Annotated in this window: 3 protein-coding genes; all 3 read right to left on the bottom strand. The window is 37.8% G+C overall.

Annotation, left to right across the window (positions count from 1 at the left end):
• Nucleotide 1: 1 nt before the first annotated feature.
• Nucleotides 2–15,691: a hemagglutinin repeat-containing protein gene (locus tag ACY45D_RS06360; protein WP_463108938.1), complete on the bottom strand. Its 15,690-nt coding sequence runs from the start codon at nt 15,689–15,691 to the stop codon at nt 2–4.
• 27 nt (nt 15,692–15,718) lie between these two features.
• Nucleotides 15,719–17,491: a ShlB/FhaC/HecB family hemolysin secretion/activation protein gene (locus ACY45D_RS06355; protein WP_463109440.1), complete on the bottom strand. Its 1,773-nt coding sequence runs from the start codon at nt 17,489–17,491 to the stop codon at nt 15,719–15,721.
• Between the two features lie 588 nt (nt 17,492–18,079).
• Nucleotides 18,080–18,538, bottom strand: a complete 459-nt coding sequence (locus ACY45D_RS06350; protein WP_463108937.1) for a hypothetical protein — start codon at nt 18,536–18,538, stop codon at nt 18,080–18,082.
• Between the last annotated feature and the right edge of the window lie 87 nt (nt 18,539–18,625).

The raw sequence follows: 18,625 nt of genomic DNA, 5'->3' as shown, positions 1-18,625 counted from the left end.
TTTACTTAACCTTAATTACAGTAATATTAATATTCTTGGTTTTTGCATAATCAATCGACCTCTTAATCGCATCGATTTGGATTTTACTAGTGTTGTAAGGAATTGCCAACATCATTTCCTTAGATTTAATTTGATCATTTCGCAATCTAAAGTTACCTTTCCCATCACTAGTGAATTTATTCATTTGATCGACATATTGATTTAATTGATACGTAATTTTAGAAGGATTCTGATAAGTTTTTGACCCTATTGTATCCATCGTTTTATCGCTTATAGCATGCCCAGTTTTAGGATCAAAATGATCATAGGCTGCAAAATTCTTTTTAATTAAATTTAAATCAATTGTTGTAGGAGATGCTGTCGACTGTACATATTTTTCCCATGGTAATCCTTGGTTATTAATCCCTTTACCCCACGTTATTCCAGTCTTTTCTAGTGTGATTACGTTTTTAACATCTATTGCACCTAATTTCTTAATACTCGCCGCACTCAACCCCAGACTTGTGAACACTTCTGCCTGAACTCTTTGCGCATTTGCTACTTTCTCTGGATCGCCACTATTTAAATCTATATAAGACTGTTCAACCGCTGTTGCTTGTTTCTTTAAATTATTGATTGTTAAAAAATCAATAACTGCCTGACCTTTCTCACGATTATTTTCCATTGCGTCTGTACAGGCTGAACTGCCAACTGGGCAATGTATGGCTGATACTGCTGTGTCTCCAAAGGCATCCGCTATCATTAACAAGCCATCTGCAACACTGCCAACACCTTTTATCGATCCTTGATCGATCGGATGTTTTGCTTTAGTTGAAAGCATATTAAAAAATTCTTTGACTTTTTTACGAGCATCATCACCCAATTGGGAGTTATTCTCCACCGCATTCTGCCCAACTACACCCGCAAGCTGTGCTTCAAACGCAGAATCTCCAACTGTACCGCCTACTACAGCACCTATAGCTGAGGTCAGATCTCGGATTTGGGTTTTTACTTCCTCAGGCAATAAGTTGGGTTGGAACTCTCCATTGGCATCTTGATATTCTTTTTTATCCTTATACTGGTTGGTGAGATAATCCGCAGCTGCTTCACTTGCGACCGCTGCACTGCCTCCTGCTGTTGGATCACCGCCATTCACATAAGCCAAGGCTGCTCCCAATATCGCATGGCTTGCTAGTTGCGCTGCGGTGTTTTTATCTTCACCATGACCAAACTGTCCGCCGATCACTTGTGCTGCATATGGTGCAAGGGTATTGGCTGCAACTTGTAAATCTGTTTGTCCACCGAGTGCGCCTGTCACTGCCATGGTCACAGCATTCACTGCTCGGCTCTTATCGCCACCCATGCCCCAGTCTTGGTTTGCTTGACTTGCCTTAGCGTAGTCAGGTGAATATTGGCGTAAATATTCTTCCTGCTTTACAGCATCTAGATTTTTATAATAATCCAGTGCTTCACTATTTTGAGCCAATTGTCCCAGTATTTTTTGCTTTTCAGTTTGCTTTTCTAGCTCCGCTTGCTGTTGCTGATTTTGACTATACGTCCGTGTTGCTGCTGCAATTGTAGAAGTCGCATCTGCAACAGTTTTTTGCTGATCCAAGATGTCTTGTAAGTTTGGTAAGGTGTCTAGTGTTTTGTTGGCGGTATTGGCATTGCTGTTTATACCCAGCGCTGTGGTTGTGGTCGCTTTACCTCCAATGTTGATATTGCCTTCGCTTAATGTGGCATAGGTGGTGCTATGCTCTTGGTCTGATTCAGACTGTGGTAGACTTGGACTAAAGCTGGTTGCATTACGCCAGTTGTCATTATTGGTTGGTGTCGCTGCTTTGCTATTTGTTTGGCTACTGGCCTTATCATTTGTGCCACTGGTTCCACCTGCTAAGCTGACACTTTTGGCATCATACGCACTTTGGTTTTCAATATTGCTAAAGGTCAAACTGTTGGCAGTCAGCTCATTGTTGTCTTTGCTTGCTGTTGAAACAATTGCTCCACCTTTGAGGTCGACGCTGTCTGCTTTGACATGGTAGCCACCATCGCCTGCAAATAAGCCTGTTTGTTGTTGCACGCTGTTGGATTTGCCATTGGCATCACTGCTACTGTAATTACCCGACACTTGCCATGCTGTACCCAGTGAAGCCTGTACTCGACCTCCCACGCCCATTTGTTCAATCTGTTGATTGACGCTGTCTTGTTGGCTGATCACACTCAGTTTGCCACCCACATCCGCATCGATACGGTTGGCTGTGGCTTGCGCACCTTTGAGTGTGGTATCGCCTTGACTCTTTATGTTCAGCTGTTCTGATTGTAAAGTGGTATTGTTTTGAAGGGTGTTGTCAGTATGGTTACTGCCTTTGCCATAGCCTGCTTCTCCGTAGATATAGACACCTGTTTGTGCACCCACAGAGACGCCATATCCCACACTTAAGCCTGCATTGCTATTACTGCCATCGGCTTTTTCTTGGCTTTGTCCAGATTCTAAAAGGATGTCTTTGGCTGAATCTAGGCGAATGGTGTCTTTGGCTTTGACTTGGGTATTTTGGAGGTGAATATTGCCTGCTGTACTGGTCAGGTTGACATTATTCCCTGCGCTGATTTTGTTTTGTTGTGAGCTTGCATAACTGTTGCTTTGTTGGTTTTCACTGGTGCTAAATCCAATGCCTGCTTCTGCTTTAAATAATGCCCCGCCTTGGATATCGCTATAGCTTTGGTAAGCTTGTGCACCTGTTGCTAGTGCTTGTAATGCCTGTGTACGGTCATCGGCTTTGCTATTGGCAACCTTATCTCCTGCACCTAATAGGTCGAGTATCGGTGAACTGATTCGTTTAAATATCCCGACTTTTAAATCATCTGCGGACTGGTTTGAACTGCCTGTATTGTGGTCTTGCAATACATTGATGGATTTGGCGGTAATATTCAGGTCTTTAGAAGCTGCGACATCTGCAACTTGTTGGTTGTAGTTGTTGCCTGCCTGAATATTGACGTTTCCTCCTAAACTGCCAACTTGACTGCGCTGTTGTTCTATACCATTACTATTGCTTTGGCTCTGACCTTTCATATAGCCATAGAATTGTTCTGTATCTGAAATCTGCGCACTACCAATACCTTTATTTGAACTGTTTTCACTTTGGTTTTGGCTGTTTTGTGCAGATTTAATATTGATATCTCGGGCAGCATTTAGATTTACATCACCTTGCGATGCAACCGAACTGCCAATGATATTGATATCGCCTTGTTCCGTTTGAAGTGTGGTTTTTCCACCCGCTGAAAGCTGAGTGCCAGTCACTTTATCTATGTTACCAGCACCTTGTGTTCTGGTGTTATAGGTACCTGCTGGCGCAGAGTGATCCCGGTTATCTATACTCCAGCCACTTTGAGTCTTGTTCGCTATTTGCGCCTCATGATCCGTTGCATAGTTTAAGTTAATGTTTTCTTTGGCATGCAACAGCGCATCACCTTCCGCTGCAAGCTGTGCACCCTGACTGTTGATATTGCCTTCAGTCGCAATGATATTTAAGTTGCCTTGGGCTGTAGCTTGGGTAACTACCGCTTGTGTATGGCTATAATCACTGCTTTGCTTAGATTTATGACTACCAGCCGTCACAACGATCGGTGTGATTGCAGCCTGAGTTGCTTTACTGATCGCTTCTGCTTGTGACATGACTTGACCAACGGCACTGTCTGAGTATTGGTTATTGTCTGTATTTTTTTGATAGGTTGATACGGCAGCTGTAATCGGTGAATATGTCAAACCTACAGATACACCAGAATTTTTGCTTTGTACCTCTGAATGCTGATTTGTTGTTTCATCGTCTGCTTTCAGATAAACATTTGCACCTTGTAAATGTAGGTCTTTGCCTGCACCCAAAATAGCCGCTTCCGTTGTTAAATCTTTGCCAGCAATAATCGTTGTATTGCCTTGTTGGCTGATCACTTGGCTTTGCGTTAATGCTGTGGTTGTATTGTTTTGTGCTGTACGAATACTTGATGTTCCATAACCTACACTGGCAACACCATCTGACAGGCTTCCTGTAACACCTGATTCTTTGGTGCGGTATTCTGCTTGGTTGAGATAATTATTTTCCGCTGCAGTAATGGTGACATTATTTTTTGCCTGAATCTGTGTCAAATCATCTGACACAATTTGGCTACCGTGGATATCGATATTGTTGTTGGCATCTAGGACGACTTTCTTGCCCTCAATCAAGCTACCAATAGCCTCATCCTGCATGTGGTGAACATGACCCTGTTCAGTCTTACTCCCCAATAAGCTATTACTCTTGATCTTAAATGCCTGCTCAGATTCAGACATTTGGCGACCTGCAGTGATTTCAATATCTTGTTTAGCCGTCAATATGCTTGAACCTTCTTGACTGCTAATGTTTGATCCTTTGACCTTGATATTGTCAGCTTTCAGATAGACATCTCCCAAGCCTTGTACAGTCGAGCCGATATCCTTTTGCGTGACTTCAAAATTAAAGTTATTTTTATTGTTATACCCTTTGTTGCTTGTTTCAGTCTGAATCGTGTCTATATTCAGGTTACCCTGACTAACAATGGCTGTCCCGCCATTTTCATTGATGATTTCAGCAGATTTAAGCTGTGCATTGCCACCAACATTCACTAAAATCGTCGGTTTTAAATTGCTACGATCATATGATTTAGACGTATACAGCCCTGCAACACGGTCTATGCCTGTATAACTAAAAACACTTTCGCCGACTTTATGTTCGCTACTTTGAACTGAACTTTCTAAATTAAAATCTTTGCCCACATTCAGCCGAATTGCATCTTTTGCCTGAACTTGACCACCGATGATATTTAAGTTTTCTTGAGTGCGCAGTCCGACCTGATTGGCTTGAACTCGACCATTTAAAATATCAATATTGTTGGCATTGATCACAACCGCTTGACGTCCAGCAATGATGGCACTGTTGAGTACATCACCATTGACATTCAATCGAATCGAATCTGCTGAGATCAGCGTCCCATCTCCTTTGAGGTCACCTTGATTCGATTTAACATAAAGTTGTGGTACCAGCGTTTTTGTCGTTGAACCATCACTCAGTACTACTGTTTTTTCTTCTAACCACACGATGTCCGTAGTCAATTGTGCAATTTGTTCAGCACTTAATACAACACCTGGACGTAAACCATATGTTTTTGCAAAGGTTAAGCCATTGTTCATCAAAGCTTTATATTGTTCTTCATCCGTGGTATACCCATTCAAGAAACGTCGACCTGTCAAGCTCGCAATTTGATCTTGCACAAGACGTTGCTCGTAATATCCATCGCCCATACGTTTTTGAGCCAATGCTGGATCTACCCCTAAAGCATTCAACATATAGTCAGAAGACAGCCAATTTTTATAACCTGCAAAAGCAGGGTCAGTTTCTACAAGATAGTTTGCTTGACTCGCAGTGTTAACAATAAATAAAGCATTACTTGGGACTTTGATAAAGTCTTGATTAATAATTCTTATGTCATATTGTTCAGGGTCATTGGTTGCGAGTAACCCATCTGTCGCCACGGTTTTGTGTTGTGTCGCATCAGTGATTTTAACTTGTTGTTGCTGAACGTCAGTTGTTTTTATATCTTGAAGCCCATGATTTAAAGCATCTGGTTGGGTCACAACATGATTGCCCTCTTTACTAAAACCATGATTTAAATCATTTGGTTGAGCTGAGTTCACATCATCTTTGCCAATATGAGCAGCCAAATCCAATGTTAAGTCTTGCGGGATAATATCCTGCTGTTGCTGACGGTCTTGTGTATCTATCGCTTGACCATGATTAACCATGATCGGTTTAGCATTTTCAGGTTGTTCAGTTTGCCCTAGAGAGACAGTGGTCGCTTGACCATTATTTACATTGGCATGAATACGGTCTGCCTGCTGTTGTGCAATCGTGGCTACCTTGGCGCCATTCACTTCCGAAGCGTTGCGATGACCTGCACCACCCGTTGTTAATTGGTCAACTTGATGTTGTTGATTTGCTTGAGACTGATATTGCTTCCATTGTTCAACAGGTAAATCAATCGTTGTGATCACGTCTGCTGGTTCATAAGCAACTTTTCTATCCCAATCACGTTGATGGTAACGCTTGAATCCACCACGCCATCTAGATTTGGTATATTGACTAGTGCCCTTTTCTTTAATGATGTGTATGCCTTCACCGTCAATATTTTCGAGTGTTCCAATTTGACCTGTCAGTGCACCTCCAGCCAATACATGGCTTTTATCATTGGTAAAAATATCTGCTGTAATATCCATCTGACCACCAGAGATTATTTCTGCCGGTGCAGAGGTCACAATATGGCTTTCAAATTCAGTATGATCGACCTCATATTGTGTCCAAGCTTTAATTTCCCGTCGAATAAATTGTTCGTTATACGCCGTGATTGCTTCATCTAAGGTACCATAAGCACTTTGATCGCTATTTTTCCATTCATCTAAAGCCGTTTGATAATCTAGCTGTACTTGGTCATAGATTTTCTTTTGTGAATCATAATCAGCGAGTTGTTGCTGATAAGCTTGGCAAGATTGCTCATTATAGGTTGCAGTATCACAACTCGTTTGGGCAGCAGGCGCTATTGGTTCGCTTAAGGTTGGTGGTTGTGGCTGCTCCATAGGTGGCGTGATTTTAAAATAGGCCCATGCAGGATTTGTACTCTTATAATTGGTTGCGCACACTTCACTATCATCGCTACCGACACAATTTGTTACCTCTAGGTAAGGAATCGCTGTACTGCCCAATACCACATCTTCAGGAAGTTCAGTTTGATCAATTTTATAACGGTATAATCCAGCTCGACTCCAATTTTTCCACACCAATTCACTCGATGGGATTTTCGTCGCACTATCTTTGGGTTGGATATAAACAAGTTGCTGTGCTGTACCAACCTGACCTATAGCTGTCGTAAAGTTGTCATTCAGATTTTTAATTATCCCAGCATTGAGCTGCATATCCCCGAATGATTCAATACGAGAGCTTCGATTGTAAATGGCATTTGCAGAACCTTGTGCCTGATAAGCACTGTCTAATTTTCCACCAATATTTAATTGACCACCACTCAAGATCCAAGCGTTATCTTGCGCATTCTCCTTAACCTCACCACCAGATTGATTATTGAGTACGTTTATACCAAGATCCATGTCTTGGCGTGATGCGATAATTGCACCTGAGGAAGAAGCAGAGCACTGCACTGCCCCAACGCAAGGGTTACTCTGGTTATTTAAGGTATCAGCCTGTATAGACACCTGAGTTCCATAAATTTTTGCACCATTGTTCACAATATGATTGGCTTGTAAATGCGTTAACTCACCATTAATCAAACCTTCGTTATAGATATTATTCTGAGCGTATAAATGTGTTTCAATCCCAGCAATACTTGCACCTAAATAGTTTGTTATATTTTTTGCATTGAGCTCTAAGTTTTTCCCTGCTGCCAGCTCAGCATAGTTAATAATATCCTGATCACTGCTGATTTTTAAATGATCATTAACAGCGAGTTCATTTGCTTTTGTATTAATATAACTTTGCTTTAATCCTAATTCCAAATCACCAAGACTAATGACTTTACCGCCATTTAAATATTGATTTGAAAAAATAGACAATTGATTTTTTGCAATGATTTCGCCATTTTCATTCCAAATATTTAAAGTTTTATCATTATCACCAATAATTAAACGATCTTGACTAGAAATATGACCATTTTTATTATTTAAAATGTTTTTAATATGCAGTGAACCCTGCTCAACAGCTCTGATGGCACCACCTTGATTGCTTAAAATATCTGCATAAATTTCAATATTTTTAGCATCTAAACCACCAATATTATTTGGCCCTACGTTAAAATCATTATTGATCGCTTTTGAATAAATCGTGAGTTTTTCATTTGCAGCAATATGGCTATCTAAACCTGTGTTATATACACGATCTGCTATCAGATTAATATTTCCTTGCGCTTGTATTGCTCCAGCTTCGGTATTATATAGTTCCCCATCATCTTTAAGCTGCTGAATCGTTAAATCCGAACCACTCTGTATCTGTCCTGATTGATTTAATAGGGTTTGTGCTTGTATATTTTGGTCATCTGCTGAAGCAATAAGCCCATATGTATTATCAATATACCGTGCATTCTCTATAGATAACTTGCCTTGGCTTAAAATTCCACCCTGTAGCCCTGAATCACTATTTATGAATGATTCACCACCGAGGTCAAGTTTAACATCCTGCCCACCTTGAATTAATCCAGCTCGGTTATTGAGTTCTTTCGATGTAATATCTAGCTGACTAATGGCAAGAATACGTCCTTGCATATTTTGAAAAATATTACCTTTAGCTGCGATTTGCATATTATTGGCGGCAATTTGACCTGATGTATTTTTTACATTCTGAACATTTAAAATCAAATCATCATCTGTATAAATACTCCCTTGAGTATTATCTAAATCATACACATTCATGTCTAACGCTGCTTTAGCGTAAATCTTACCACTAGAATGATTATTTAAATTACCAGCTTCGAGTAACAACTTATTTTGGGTCGCTATCGTGCCCTGAATATTATCAATGTTACCTAAGCTATCAACTTTTAATGCATCGTCAGCATAGATAATACCGTTATTATTGTTTAAATAGTTGATCCCTAGATTCACTGTAGCTGTAGAATTGATTTGACCATTGTGATTATCTACTTCACTTGCCTGCAAGTTGATATCTTTAACAGCATAGATTTCACCATCGACATTACTCACTTTTTGTTGAGTTTGAATGTCTAAACCAGCCAGCTCTGAGCGAATTTTTCCTGCATCATTTTGGATACTATTGGCATTCACATTGACCTGTTGTTTTGCAACTACAATCCCTAAATTGTTATTGATATTTCCACTTGCATCAATGTTCAGGTCTTTTTCTGCATAGATCGCACCTTGATGACTATCAATATCATTCGCTTGAATAGTCAAATGATCGCCACTGATCCATTGACCTGATTCAGCTGAAATATTTGCTGCTTTAACATCAATACCTTTCAGCGCCGATATTTCTCCAGATTGATTTCCAACATTTCCGGTACTGGTCAATCGAATTGCATCTGCTTCAGATAGGATTTGCCCTGTTGTATTACTTAAACCAGCAACCGTTAAATCAATTTTATTTTTGGCAGCAATCGCACCTTGATCATTCGCCACCGTTCCAGATGCTGTGATCGCTAGTGCATCTTTGGCGTAAATTGTACCCTCAGTATTATTCAATCCCGCTGTATTCATTGAAACAGATTGGTCTGAAATGATTTTCCCTTTGACTGAGCTTGTGTCTTGTGCAGTTAAGGCTAAATTTTCTGTCGCTAAAATTAAACCTTCATCATTGCTGACTGAACCCAATGCATGCAGTTCAAGCCCTTTTTGTTCTGAACGTAATTGTCCTTTATTATTATTCAATGATCCAGTATTGACCGTAACAGCTTGTTTTGCAGCAAGTAGACCTTCTTCATTACTGATATCACCTGAGCCATCAACCTTTAAGGTATCTTCTGCATATACTGTTCCTTGTGTATTATTAACATCATTCACAGCAAGATCCATTGCAGCACTAGAGCTGATTAAGCCTTTTTGATTATCAACGGTATTGGCTTGTAGATTGAGGTCTTGAACTGCATAAATCTCACCAGCCTGATTGCTCACATGCGCTTGGGTTGTGATATTTAAACCTGCTTGTTCTGAACGGATTTTGCCTGCGTCATTTTGGATACTATTGGCATTCACATTGACCTGTTGTTTTGCAACCATAATCCCTAAATTGTTATTGATATTCCCACTGGCATCAATGTTCAGGTCTTTTTCTGCATAGATCGTACCTTGATGACTATCAATATCATTGGCTTGAATGGTTAAAGCATCACCGCTGATCCATTTACCTGATACAGCAGAAATATTCGCTGCTTTAACATCAATACCTTTCAGCGCCGATATTTCTCCAGATTGATTTCCAACATTTCCCGTACTGGTCAATCGAATTGCATCTGCTTCTGATAGAATTTGCCCTGTTGTATTTCTTAAATCAGCAACCGTTAAATCAATTTTATTTTTGGCAGCAATCGCACCTTGATCATTCGCCACCGTTCCAGATGCTGTGATCGCTAGCGCATCTTTGGCGTAAATTGTACCTTCTGTATTATTCAATCCCGCTGTATTCATTGAAACAGATTGGTCTGAAATGATTTTTCCTTTGACTGAGCTTGTATCTTGTGCTGTTAAAACTAAATTTTCTGTCGCTAATATTAAACCTTCATCATTGCTGACTGAACCCAATGCATGCAGTTCAAGCCCTTTTTGTTCTGAACGTAGTTGCCCTTTGTTATTATTCAATGCCCATGTATTTACTGAAACAGCTTGTTTTGCAGCGAGTAGACCCTCTTCATTGTTGATATAGCCAGTACCATTAACAGTTAAATTGTCTTCTGCATACACTGTACCTTGGATATTATTTAAATATTCTACTCCCATCTGAACAGTAGCTTTTGAACTGATTTCCCCTTGGGTATTATCAAGATTATACGTATTTAAATTGATATTTTTAACAGAGTTAATTACGCCTTGAACATTGTTTAAATGATTGTACGCCTGAATATCCAAACCATCTTGAGCTTGTATAACGCCTTGTAAGTTATTGATACTCGATGCTTGTAATGCCGCATTTTGTTCAGAAATTATTTTTCCATAAGCATTATTTAAGCCATGTTCAACATAAATATTCAAAGGAGATTGTGAGTAAACTAATCCATTTTGATTGTTATTAATTTCTTGCAAATCCATACGGATTGACTGATTTGCAACAATATTGCCATTTTGATTCGCTAGTCGCGCATTGTTAATCTCAATATTTTTCTGAGCTGAAATTAAACCTTGTTGATTATCTAAATCTTTTGCAACTGAGATTTGTATTGCGTCATTTTTAGATATGATGTTCCCTTTGACATTTTGCAGAGAATAATCAATCGATTCTTGTAAGTTTTCATTTGAATCAAGAATTGAGCCCTCAATAGGAACAATTACACTGTCATCCAATCTATTATTTAGCTCAACATAATCTAAGGCAAATACCGCCATTTCCTCATCGTTTGGATGAGGTAATGGAATCAGCCCAGGTACATCGATCGATAGCTGATTTTCACTATAAATCAGACCTTCCGTATTATTAATTCCACCTGTGGACACAATCTCACTGAGATTATTACTAACGATTTGTCCTTTTTGATTATCCAATAATCCAGCTTGAATATTTAACATATTCTGAGCATGAATCTTACCCGTTGAATTATCTAGCTTTGCACCGACATCCACAGATAAATTGCCTTTTTCTGCAATCATCTGTCCTTGTCGATTGTCGATACTAGGACCTGAAACATACCCACTGACTGTGGGTTGTACAATTTCATCTGTTTCTCTTTCAGAGTTATATGAATCATCACCATTCAACAATCTATAATTCATTCTTGCTAAAATCGGAACAGCAGGTTCTTCAACGTGTATAAATTGCCCTTCTCTTGTTTTAATTGCTAAATCTTGTGCTGCATAAATAGTACCTTGTTGGTTATTAATATTATTTTGTGTTTCAATCGCTGTTGAATGATTGGCAACCAATAACCCTTGTTCATTATTGATATTGTTTGCAGTCATTGCTAAATTCTGTTTAGCAATCACCTTACCTTTTGAGTTATTAAAGTTGCCACCAAGTTTTGTTTGAATTGAACCTACAACCGATGAAATTTCACCTGTATCATTATTAATTGATTTTTGTACAATAACATCAATATCTTTTTGGGCTGAAACCAAAGCTTCTTCGTTATTCAGCGCAGTAACATCAAACTTTATATTGCCTTCACTATATATTGTTCCTTGCTGATTATTCACATAATCTGCAACAAGATTTAAATCATCATTCGATATAATTTTACCTTGACTTGAATCGACATCACCCGTGTTTAAGCGCATCTGCTTTTCTGAAAGGATCAAACCTTCTTTATTACTTAACGCTTGGCTTACATTTAAATCAAGTGTATTTTTTTCTGAACGTATTTGTCCCTTGTCATTATTGATTTGATCAGCAGCTACTGAAAGTGACTGATTTGAAGCTGTTAACCCTTGTTGGTTATCGAACTCTCCAGCAATTTGAAGATCAGCATTTTCTAAAGCATAAATTTGCCCAGATTGGTTATTTAACTGTTGTACATTCAGTTGAAGTGATTGACCTGAAACCAACTGACCCTGTAAATTTTCTAACTGCCCTGTTTGAACATTTAAATTTTGGTTCGCTTGAATATTACCCTTTATATTTGATAATTCATCTGCAACCGTAAGATTCAGGTCATTTTTATCGGATTGTACAAAGCCCAGATTATTATTCAAAGCACTTGAAGTCAGTGTAATATCTTGCTGGGATGTGATTATACCTTCTTGGTTATCAATAAATTGGTTATTTACAATACTCAATGAATCTTTTGAATAAATTTCACCTTTTTTGTTTTCTAACTGTGTGGTGATTAAATCCGTTTTCCCACTCGAAATAATCTGAGCACTATTATTCTTCAAAGCTGTGCTATTAATTGATAAATTTTGATTATTTTCAACTTGAATGAAGCCTTGCGTATTATTAAGCTCTTGGCTTTGAATCGTTGTATTTCCTGCTGAACTCAAAATACCTTGTTGATTGTTTAACTCACCATTCAATTGAATATTTAATTTTTTGCTTTTGTCTGTTTGTAGCAAAGTCGCCTTTTGGTGAGATAAGGTATCAGCAACGATATTGATTCCTGCGCTTGTCGTTACACCTTGTGTCATATCAATGTTTTTTGCATCAATATTCAATTGCCCAAGTGTTTGAACTTCGCCATTTTTTGAACTTAAATCATGGGTGACAATATCTAATTGCTGACCAGTATGTTGGATTTCTCCAAAATCAGAATAAAGGTTGGCAACTTTTATTTCAGTATTGGTTGCATGACTTATGATTTTACCTGCATTGTTTTCCAAATCACCTGTTAAATCTAATACAAATTGATCATTGCCAAGGTGCTGAATAACCCCTTTATCATTATCAATAATCGTCGTTTTCAATGAAACATTATTTGCACTAATATAACCACTTTGATTATTAATTCCCTGCAAAGCCTCAATATTTAAGTTTTGTTCTGCAATCATTTTGGCATCAGATGCATCAAGTCTTTTTGACCCAATGGTGATATTTTTTGCCAGATTTTCACTGTACTTTAAATGAATATCTTCGGCAGAAAGTTCGATATTTCCCGTAGAGATATTAGTACCAGCATTTTGCAATTGTTTCGCTTTTATGGTGAGTTGAGCTGTATTATCACTCAATTCACCTGTTTGCTCTAAACCTGCAATCCACTGTGCATTTTGATTACTCGTGACTGTATCCGCTGATAAGTTAACTTTATTCAATGCAGCAACTTGTCCATTTTGTTGAAGCATTTGCGTATCTAAGCTTAGAGTATCACCTGCATAAATTTGACCTGCGTTATATACAGTGTCACTTTGAATATCTATATTTTTCTCTGCAATAATACGACCTAATCCATCACCACTTTGATCATTATTTACCTCTGTAGCATCAAGCTGAATATTTCTAGTTTTTGCTTGGATTATCCCATTGCTATTGTTCAGTTTGTCAGTCGCAATCACTATGCCTTGTGCACTAATACTGCCTGATTGACTTTCAATTTCTTTGGCTGCCATTGATAAATCATTATTTAATGATACAAATACGCCTTTTTGATTTTGAATTTGACCCGCATTGGTGGTTTGTTTTCCTGCTGAAATGACATGACCACTTTCATTCACTAATGTTTGCTCTACATTGAGTTCAAGTGTCGTTTCAGCCTGTAATAAACCATTTTTATTATTTAAATTTGTAGCATCTAAATGAAGTTGATTTTCAGATATCAACATTCCAGAAGTATTATCAATTACACCTGCTTGAATATTGATCTGATTGCTATAAACTTTTCCTTTTTGGTTATCAAATTTTTCTCCTGTAAAATTTAACGTTGGGAGCTTAATCTCACCTTCTGTATTATTGATACTATTCTTAATGTTTAAATTGACTTCACCATTGTTAATGATTTTTCCTGAATGATTATTTATACCACCAGTTATATTCATTTGACCATCAACAAATGATTTAATATTTACTTCTGTCTCTTTGACAACTTCAACTTTGCTTTGATCTAATGAAGTACTTAAATTTTCAGGTTGTGTTACATCTGGCGTAGTTGGTTTTGGATCAGGTGTAGTTGTGGTTGCCTCCTCAAAATACTGTCCCAATTTACCTTGGGTATTGTCAATATGATCGGCATTAACAATCAGCTTTTGCTGACCAATTTGTTGAATACGACCTTCTTGATTACTGAACTCTTTTGTTGAAATATCAATCCGACCTGCATTGATAATCCCTTTATCATTATTCAGGTGTTCTGTTCCTGTAATTTTTATTTCATCTTGAGTACTGATTAAACCACTGTTTTGAATACTTTCTGCATTAAGCGTTACTTTATGTTGTGAACTGCCTAGATTACCACTATTGGCAATATTTTTAGCTTGAATTTCAAGTTCATCTTTATTGGCAATAATACTCCCTGATTGAACAAAATCACCATTGATCTTTAATATAAGATTTGAATTACTGGCATTAATATTTCCAGCATTACGTACCCCTAATCCATGCTCAGTACCCACTAAATAAATTTTTTGCGCATACATTCCACCAAGCTGTGCAACATCTAATGCATATGCTGGTTTAGGTGATGGAACAGTAGCTGTCACTGGGTTGGATGATATTCTTGCATCTGTACTGATCTGAATATCATTTTGACCCAAAATGGCTGTTAAATTATTCGCATACAACCCAGCATTGACTTTTAAAGCTTGCGCATAGATATCAGTATAGGGCGTTAAACTACCATTTAAGCCTTTTCCATCTATAACAATCTGTCCTTCACGCACTAAAAATGAATCTAAATAACCATTTTTAAGTACCACTTCCCCTGTACTGAGTGTGAAACGATCCGCATTAATAACACCACATCCGTCACATACCAAACCTGCTGGATTTGCAATAATCACTTGAGCTTTTTGCCCTGCAACTTCAATATAGCCTTTAAGCTGACTTGGATTGTTACTATTCACTTCATTTAAAATAATTTTTGCTTCGCCTTTGGCTAACCAAGGGTTACCTTGTACCCATCCGCCTAATTGGGATTGAGCATTATTGCGTGAATTATTTAAGATGACACCTTGTTGCTCTACATCGAACTGACTATAGGTATTGCGTGACACACCGCCTGCTGAAGGTGTTTGAATGTTGACTTGGGGTACACCATTACTACTATTGAGAATGGTTGCTTGCTGTTGTTTCGGCGCACTATTATCGGCAACAATTCTATTTTCAGCCACTGCTGACAGTGGCATACTGATTGTCAATGCCCCCAAAGACAATGCCATAAAGTAATTTAAGACATTTAATTTCTTATAATAAATTGGTTTTATCGAATTGGATGCTTCAGTCATTGTGATCGCACCACTTTGACCTGCTTGCTTAGTTTTACTTTTCGTATTTTCAGCAACTGCAATGAACATGCCACGAACTTCACTGAAAATAATACGATATAGGTTCTTATTCATTATATTTTTCCAAAAAAATTAATTGTTTTATTGAACTTGCACAATAGGTGACTGAAAGGTTTGATTTTGATAGTTTTTGGTCTTTGTTAAGGTATTACCTAAATTCCAAAATAAACTAAAACCAACGGTATAATCATCTGCTTGAAAATGGTCAGGCTTCTTCAATGGTACGCCTGCAAAAACATCATAATTAACACTGCGGACTTGGCCTCGTAGACCAACTACAGCCCCCAATAAACTGGTACCTGGTAACGGGTTCGGATAATAAGCATTGCGTCCGCCAACCTCACCATAATCCAGCCCTGTATACCAATAGTGTGGTTTCTGCATGGTTGAACCACTTAATTCAGAACGAACTAAAAAACCTTTGTCTGCAAGTAAGGTCTGTTCACCATCAAATCCACGAACGGTATAACGATTACCAATAGAAAAACGATCCTGAGCTGTTAATGGCTGATTAGAATATTGCCCACGCCATTCAGCACTATATTGCAAGGCTTGTTTACCCACTTGAAACGGCACTTGTAAATTAAGATTCGTTTGCCAAATACCCGTTCGAGTAAATGCCTCCCCAAAATCTTCCTCAGGTGCTGCTAATGCAGAAAATACGCCCGTACCACGTTTATAAGTTAAATTTCCATTGAATGTTGCATTTGAAAAATATTCAATATGATCAATAGTCGCTTTCCAACCCGCTGTTTTTCTGCGTTGTACTTCAACTTCAATATCATTAATAAAGTTCTGCGACTCTCGATACCATCCACCAAAACCCAAAGTCGTTTTACGATGTGAATCACGATAGACTAATCGTGATAAATCAAGATTCATTAATTCTGAATTACCACTATATTCATAACTTTGGCTGTCGCCACTAACCGTCTGTAAATAGTCTGACTTACTATAACTAGTTGATAAAACCCAATAATCAAATGGAACACTGTAATTTATATAAAGACCATCTGTGCCTCTTTTACCTGAATCACCACCACCTAAATCGTGGAAATAATTGAAATAAAAAATATCATTCAATGTTAATAAGTTATCAAGTGAAACTGTTGCCGTGCCCTGATATTTCCCCGTAGACTTTGAACCAGAATCATCGATACCTAAAAAAACGCGATACATTTTTGGCTGCTGCCAACTCAGCTCAAGATCGCTATATCCTGGTTCACTTTTCTGTTCTGAGGGTTTTATTTTAAAATCTGCCTCAACAGTAGGAACACGTTTAAAATTTTCTAGGCCTTGTTCAATATCGCGAATATTAAGAATATCACCAGACTTCACAGGTAATGCATTAAATTGATGTGCCCGCTTTGACGTTCCTGCTACAAATTTAATCTGATCTACTTTCCCCGCAATGACTTTTAATTGAATTTCACCAGAAGCAATATTTTGTTGAGGAAAAAGAATTCGCGTTGTCACATAACCATGACTAATAATACTGTTTTGAACAAGATCTAAAGCTTGATTTAAACCTTGTACGCCAAGACATCGGCCAATCAGATTATGTTCACCTTGAGTGACCGATCGCATTGCGAAAGTAAATTTCTTTGCATCCTCACCGAGCAATACAAACTTTTTAATCTCAAAGCACACTTCTTCACTATGTGATTTTAAATATTGTAGTTGTGGTTTGTTTTGTAGGCTTTGATCTAAGCCTGTCTGTACTGTAGCCGTAGGCTGTATTTGTTTTTGTAATACTTCATCACGTTGTTGCTGGCGTTGCACATTATCTGTTTCTAACTCTGGACGTAATTGTGGATCTGCCGCATAAACTGAAGACCCCAACAAACTTAACATAATGAATATTTGAGTATTTTTCATTTTTTTAAAATTCATATTGAACGTAGTATAAGATAGTTTTATTGAATTATTATCAATTGATATAATTCTGTAAACAAAAAAATAATACTTAACACATTAATTCAAATATGTGATTAATTTATCTATAGTTTATTTTTTTAAATTAAACACATTAAAAACAGGCAACTCTCTGCTGAAAAAGGAAAGCTACTTCAACTCAAATAAAAAATCTCAAACCCTTAAGGGAGACCGTAGGACTACGATATTGCTACTCCAGGAGAGTGGTGTAATATATCGTTAAGTTGTACTAGCTCCACCTATTCCGACACTTTTTCGCTATTAATATTTTATTTCCATAACTAGGCCGTAACTTCCATGTTAACTTACAGACTTTACACTTTGTTGTACCTCCCTTCTGTTTGGTGTATGCATTACTTATGTTTTGAAACCACTGTTTAAATTTATCCACAAATACTATAAACAGTATAAATTGAACAAAGGAGTGCTAGAAGTTCCTGATCCTATTGAGTTTGTTAAACCTGAACTGATTCACATCGTTTTAGCCCTTTTTGGTGTCCTGTTCATTTATCTCATGTACAAATCGGATTCTGATTCAACTGTGCTGTTGAGCTTATTAGCAACTACATTTTTTCTTTCGGTCTTATGGTCGGGTTGAGCTGTTGGTACAGTATTTAAAACAGCTTCGCCCTCAAGAGCAATGGGCAGTTCTTTTTTAGAAATAGCTTCTGCTTCAGTAGAGTTCTCGGCTTCAACCTTTATCTCATTTTGAATTGCTTCCTTTTTAGGTTTTGAAGGCTTACTTTTTGTAGAGGTCACATACCCTTTCATAAACTGATCCATATTTTTACTACTATGGCCTTCGTCACTCGAAGTAAAATTTTTTAGGATGTCAAATTTCCAATTACAAAGTAGTCCATGTCCCGAATAGAAACCAGCAATATCAGATTTGAAAGATCGTAATTTTTTACTGTCATAATGCTTGATGTATATCAAATCTGATGGTCTAGGTAATGATGTAATCATAGTGCTTCGACTAACTTCGAGATTCTCATCTTTGAACACTTTACGATACGAATGTTGTACTGTTGATGCAATTTTACTTTTAGAGAT

Source organism: Acinetobacter sp. BZX-2 (genome assembly GCF_055179795.1).
Note: the sequence above shows the minus strand (reverse complement) of the source record. Positions and strands in the feature narration are given on the sequence as shown.

Excerpts from the sequence above, each read along its gene's own strand:
- ACY45D_RS06360 (WP_463108938.1), bottom strand. The coding sequence starts at position 15,691 with ATGAATAAGAACCTATATCGTATTATTTTCAGTGAAGTTCGTGGCATG.
- ACY45D_RS06355 (WP_463109440.1), bottom strand. The coding sequence starts at position 17,491 with ATGTTAAGTTTGTTGGGGTCTTCAGTTTATGCGGCAGATCCACAATTA.
- ACY45D_RS06350 (WP_463108937.1), bottom strand. The coding sequence starts at position 18,538 with ATGATTACATCATTACCTAGACCATCAGATTTGATATACATCAAGCAT.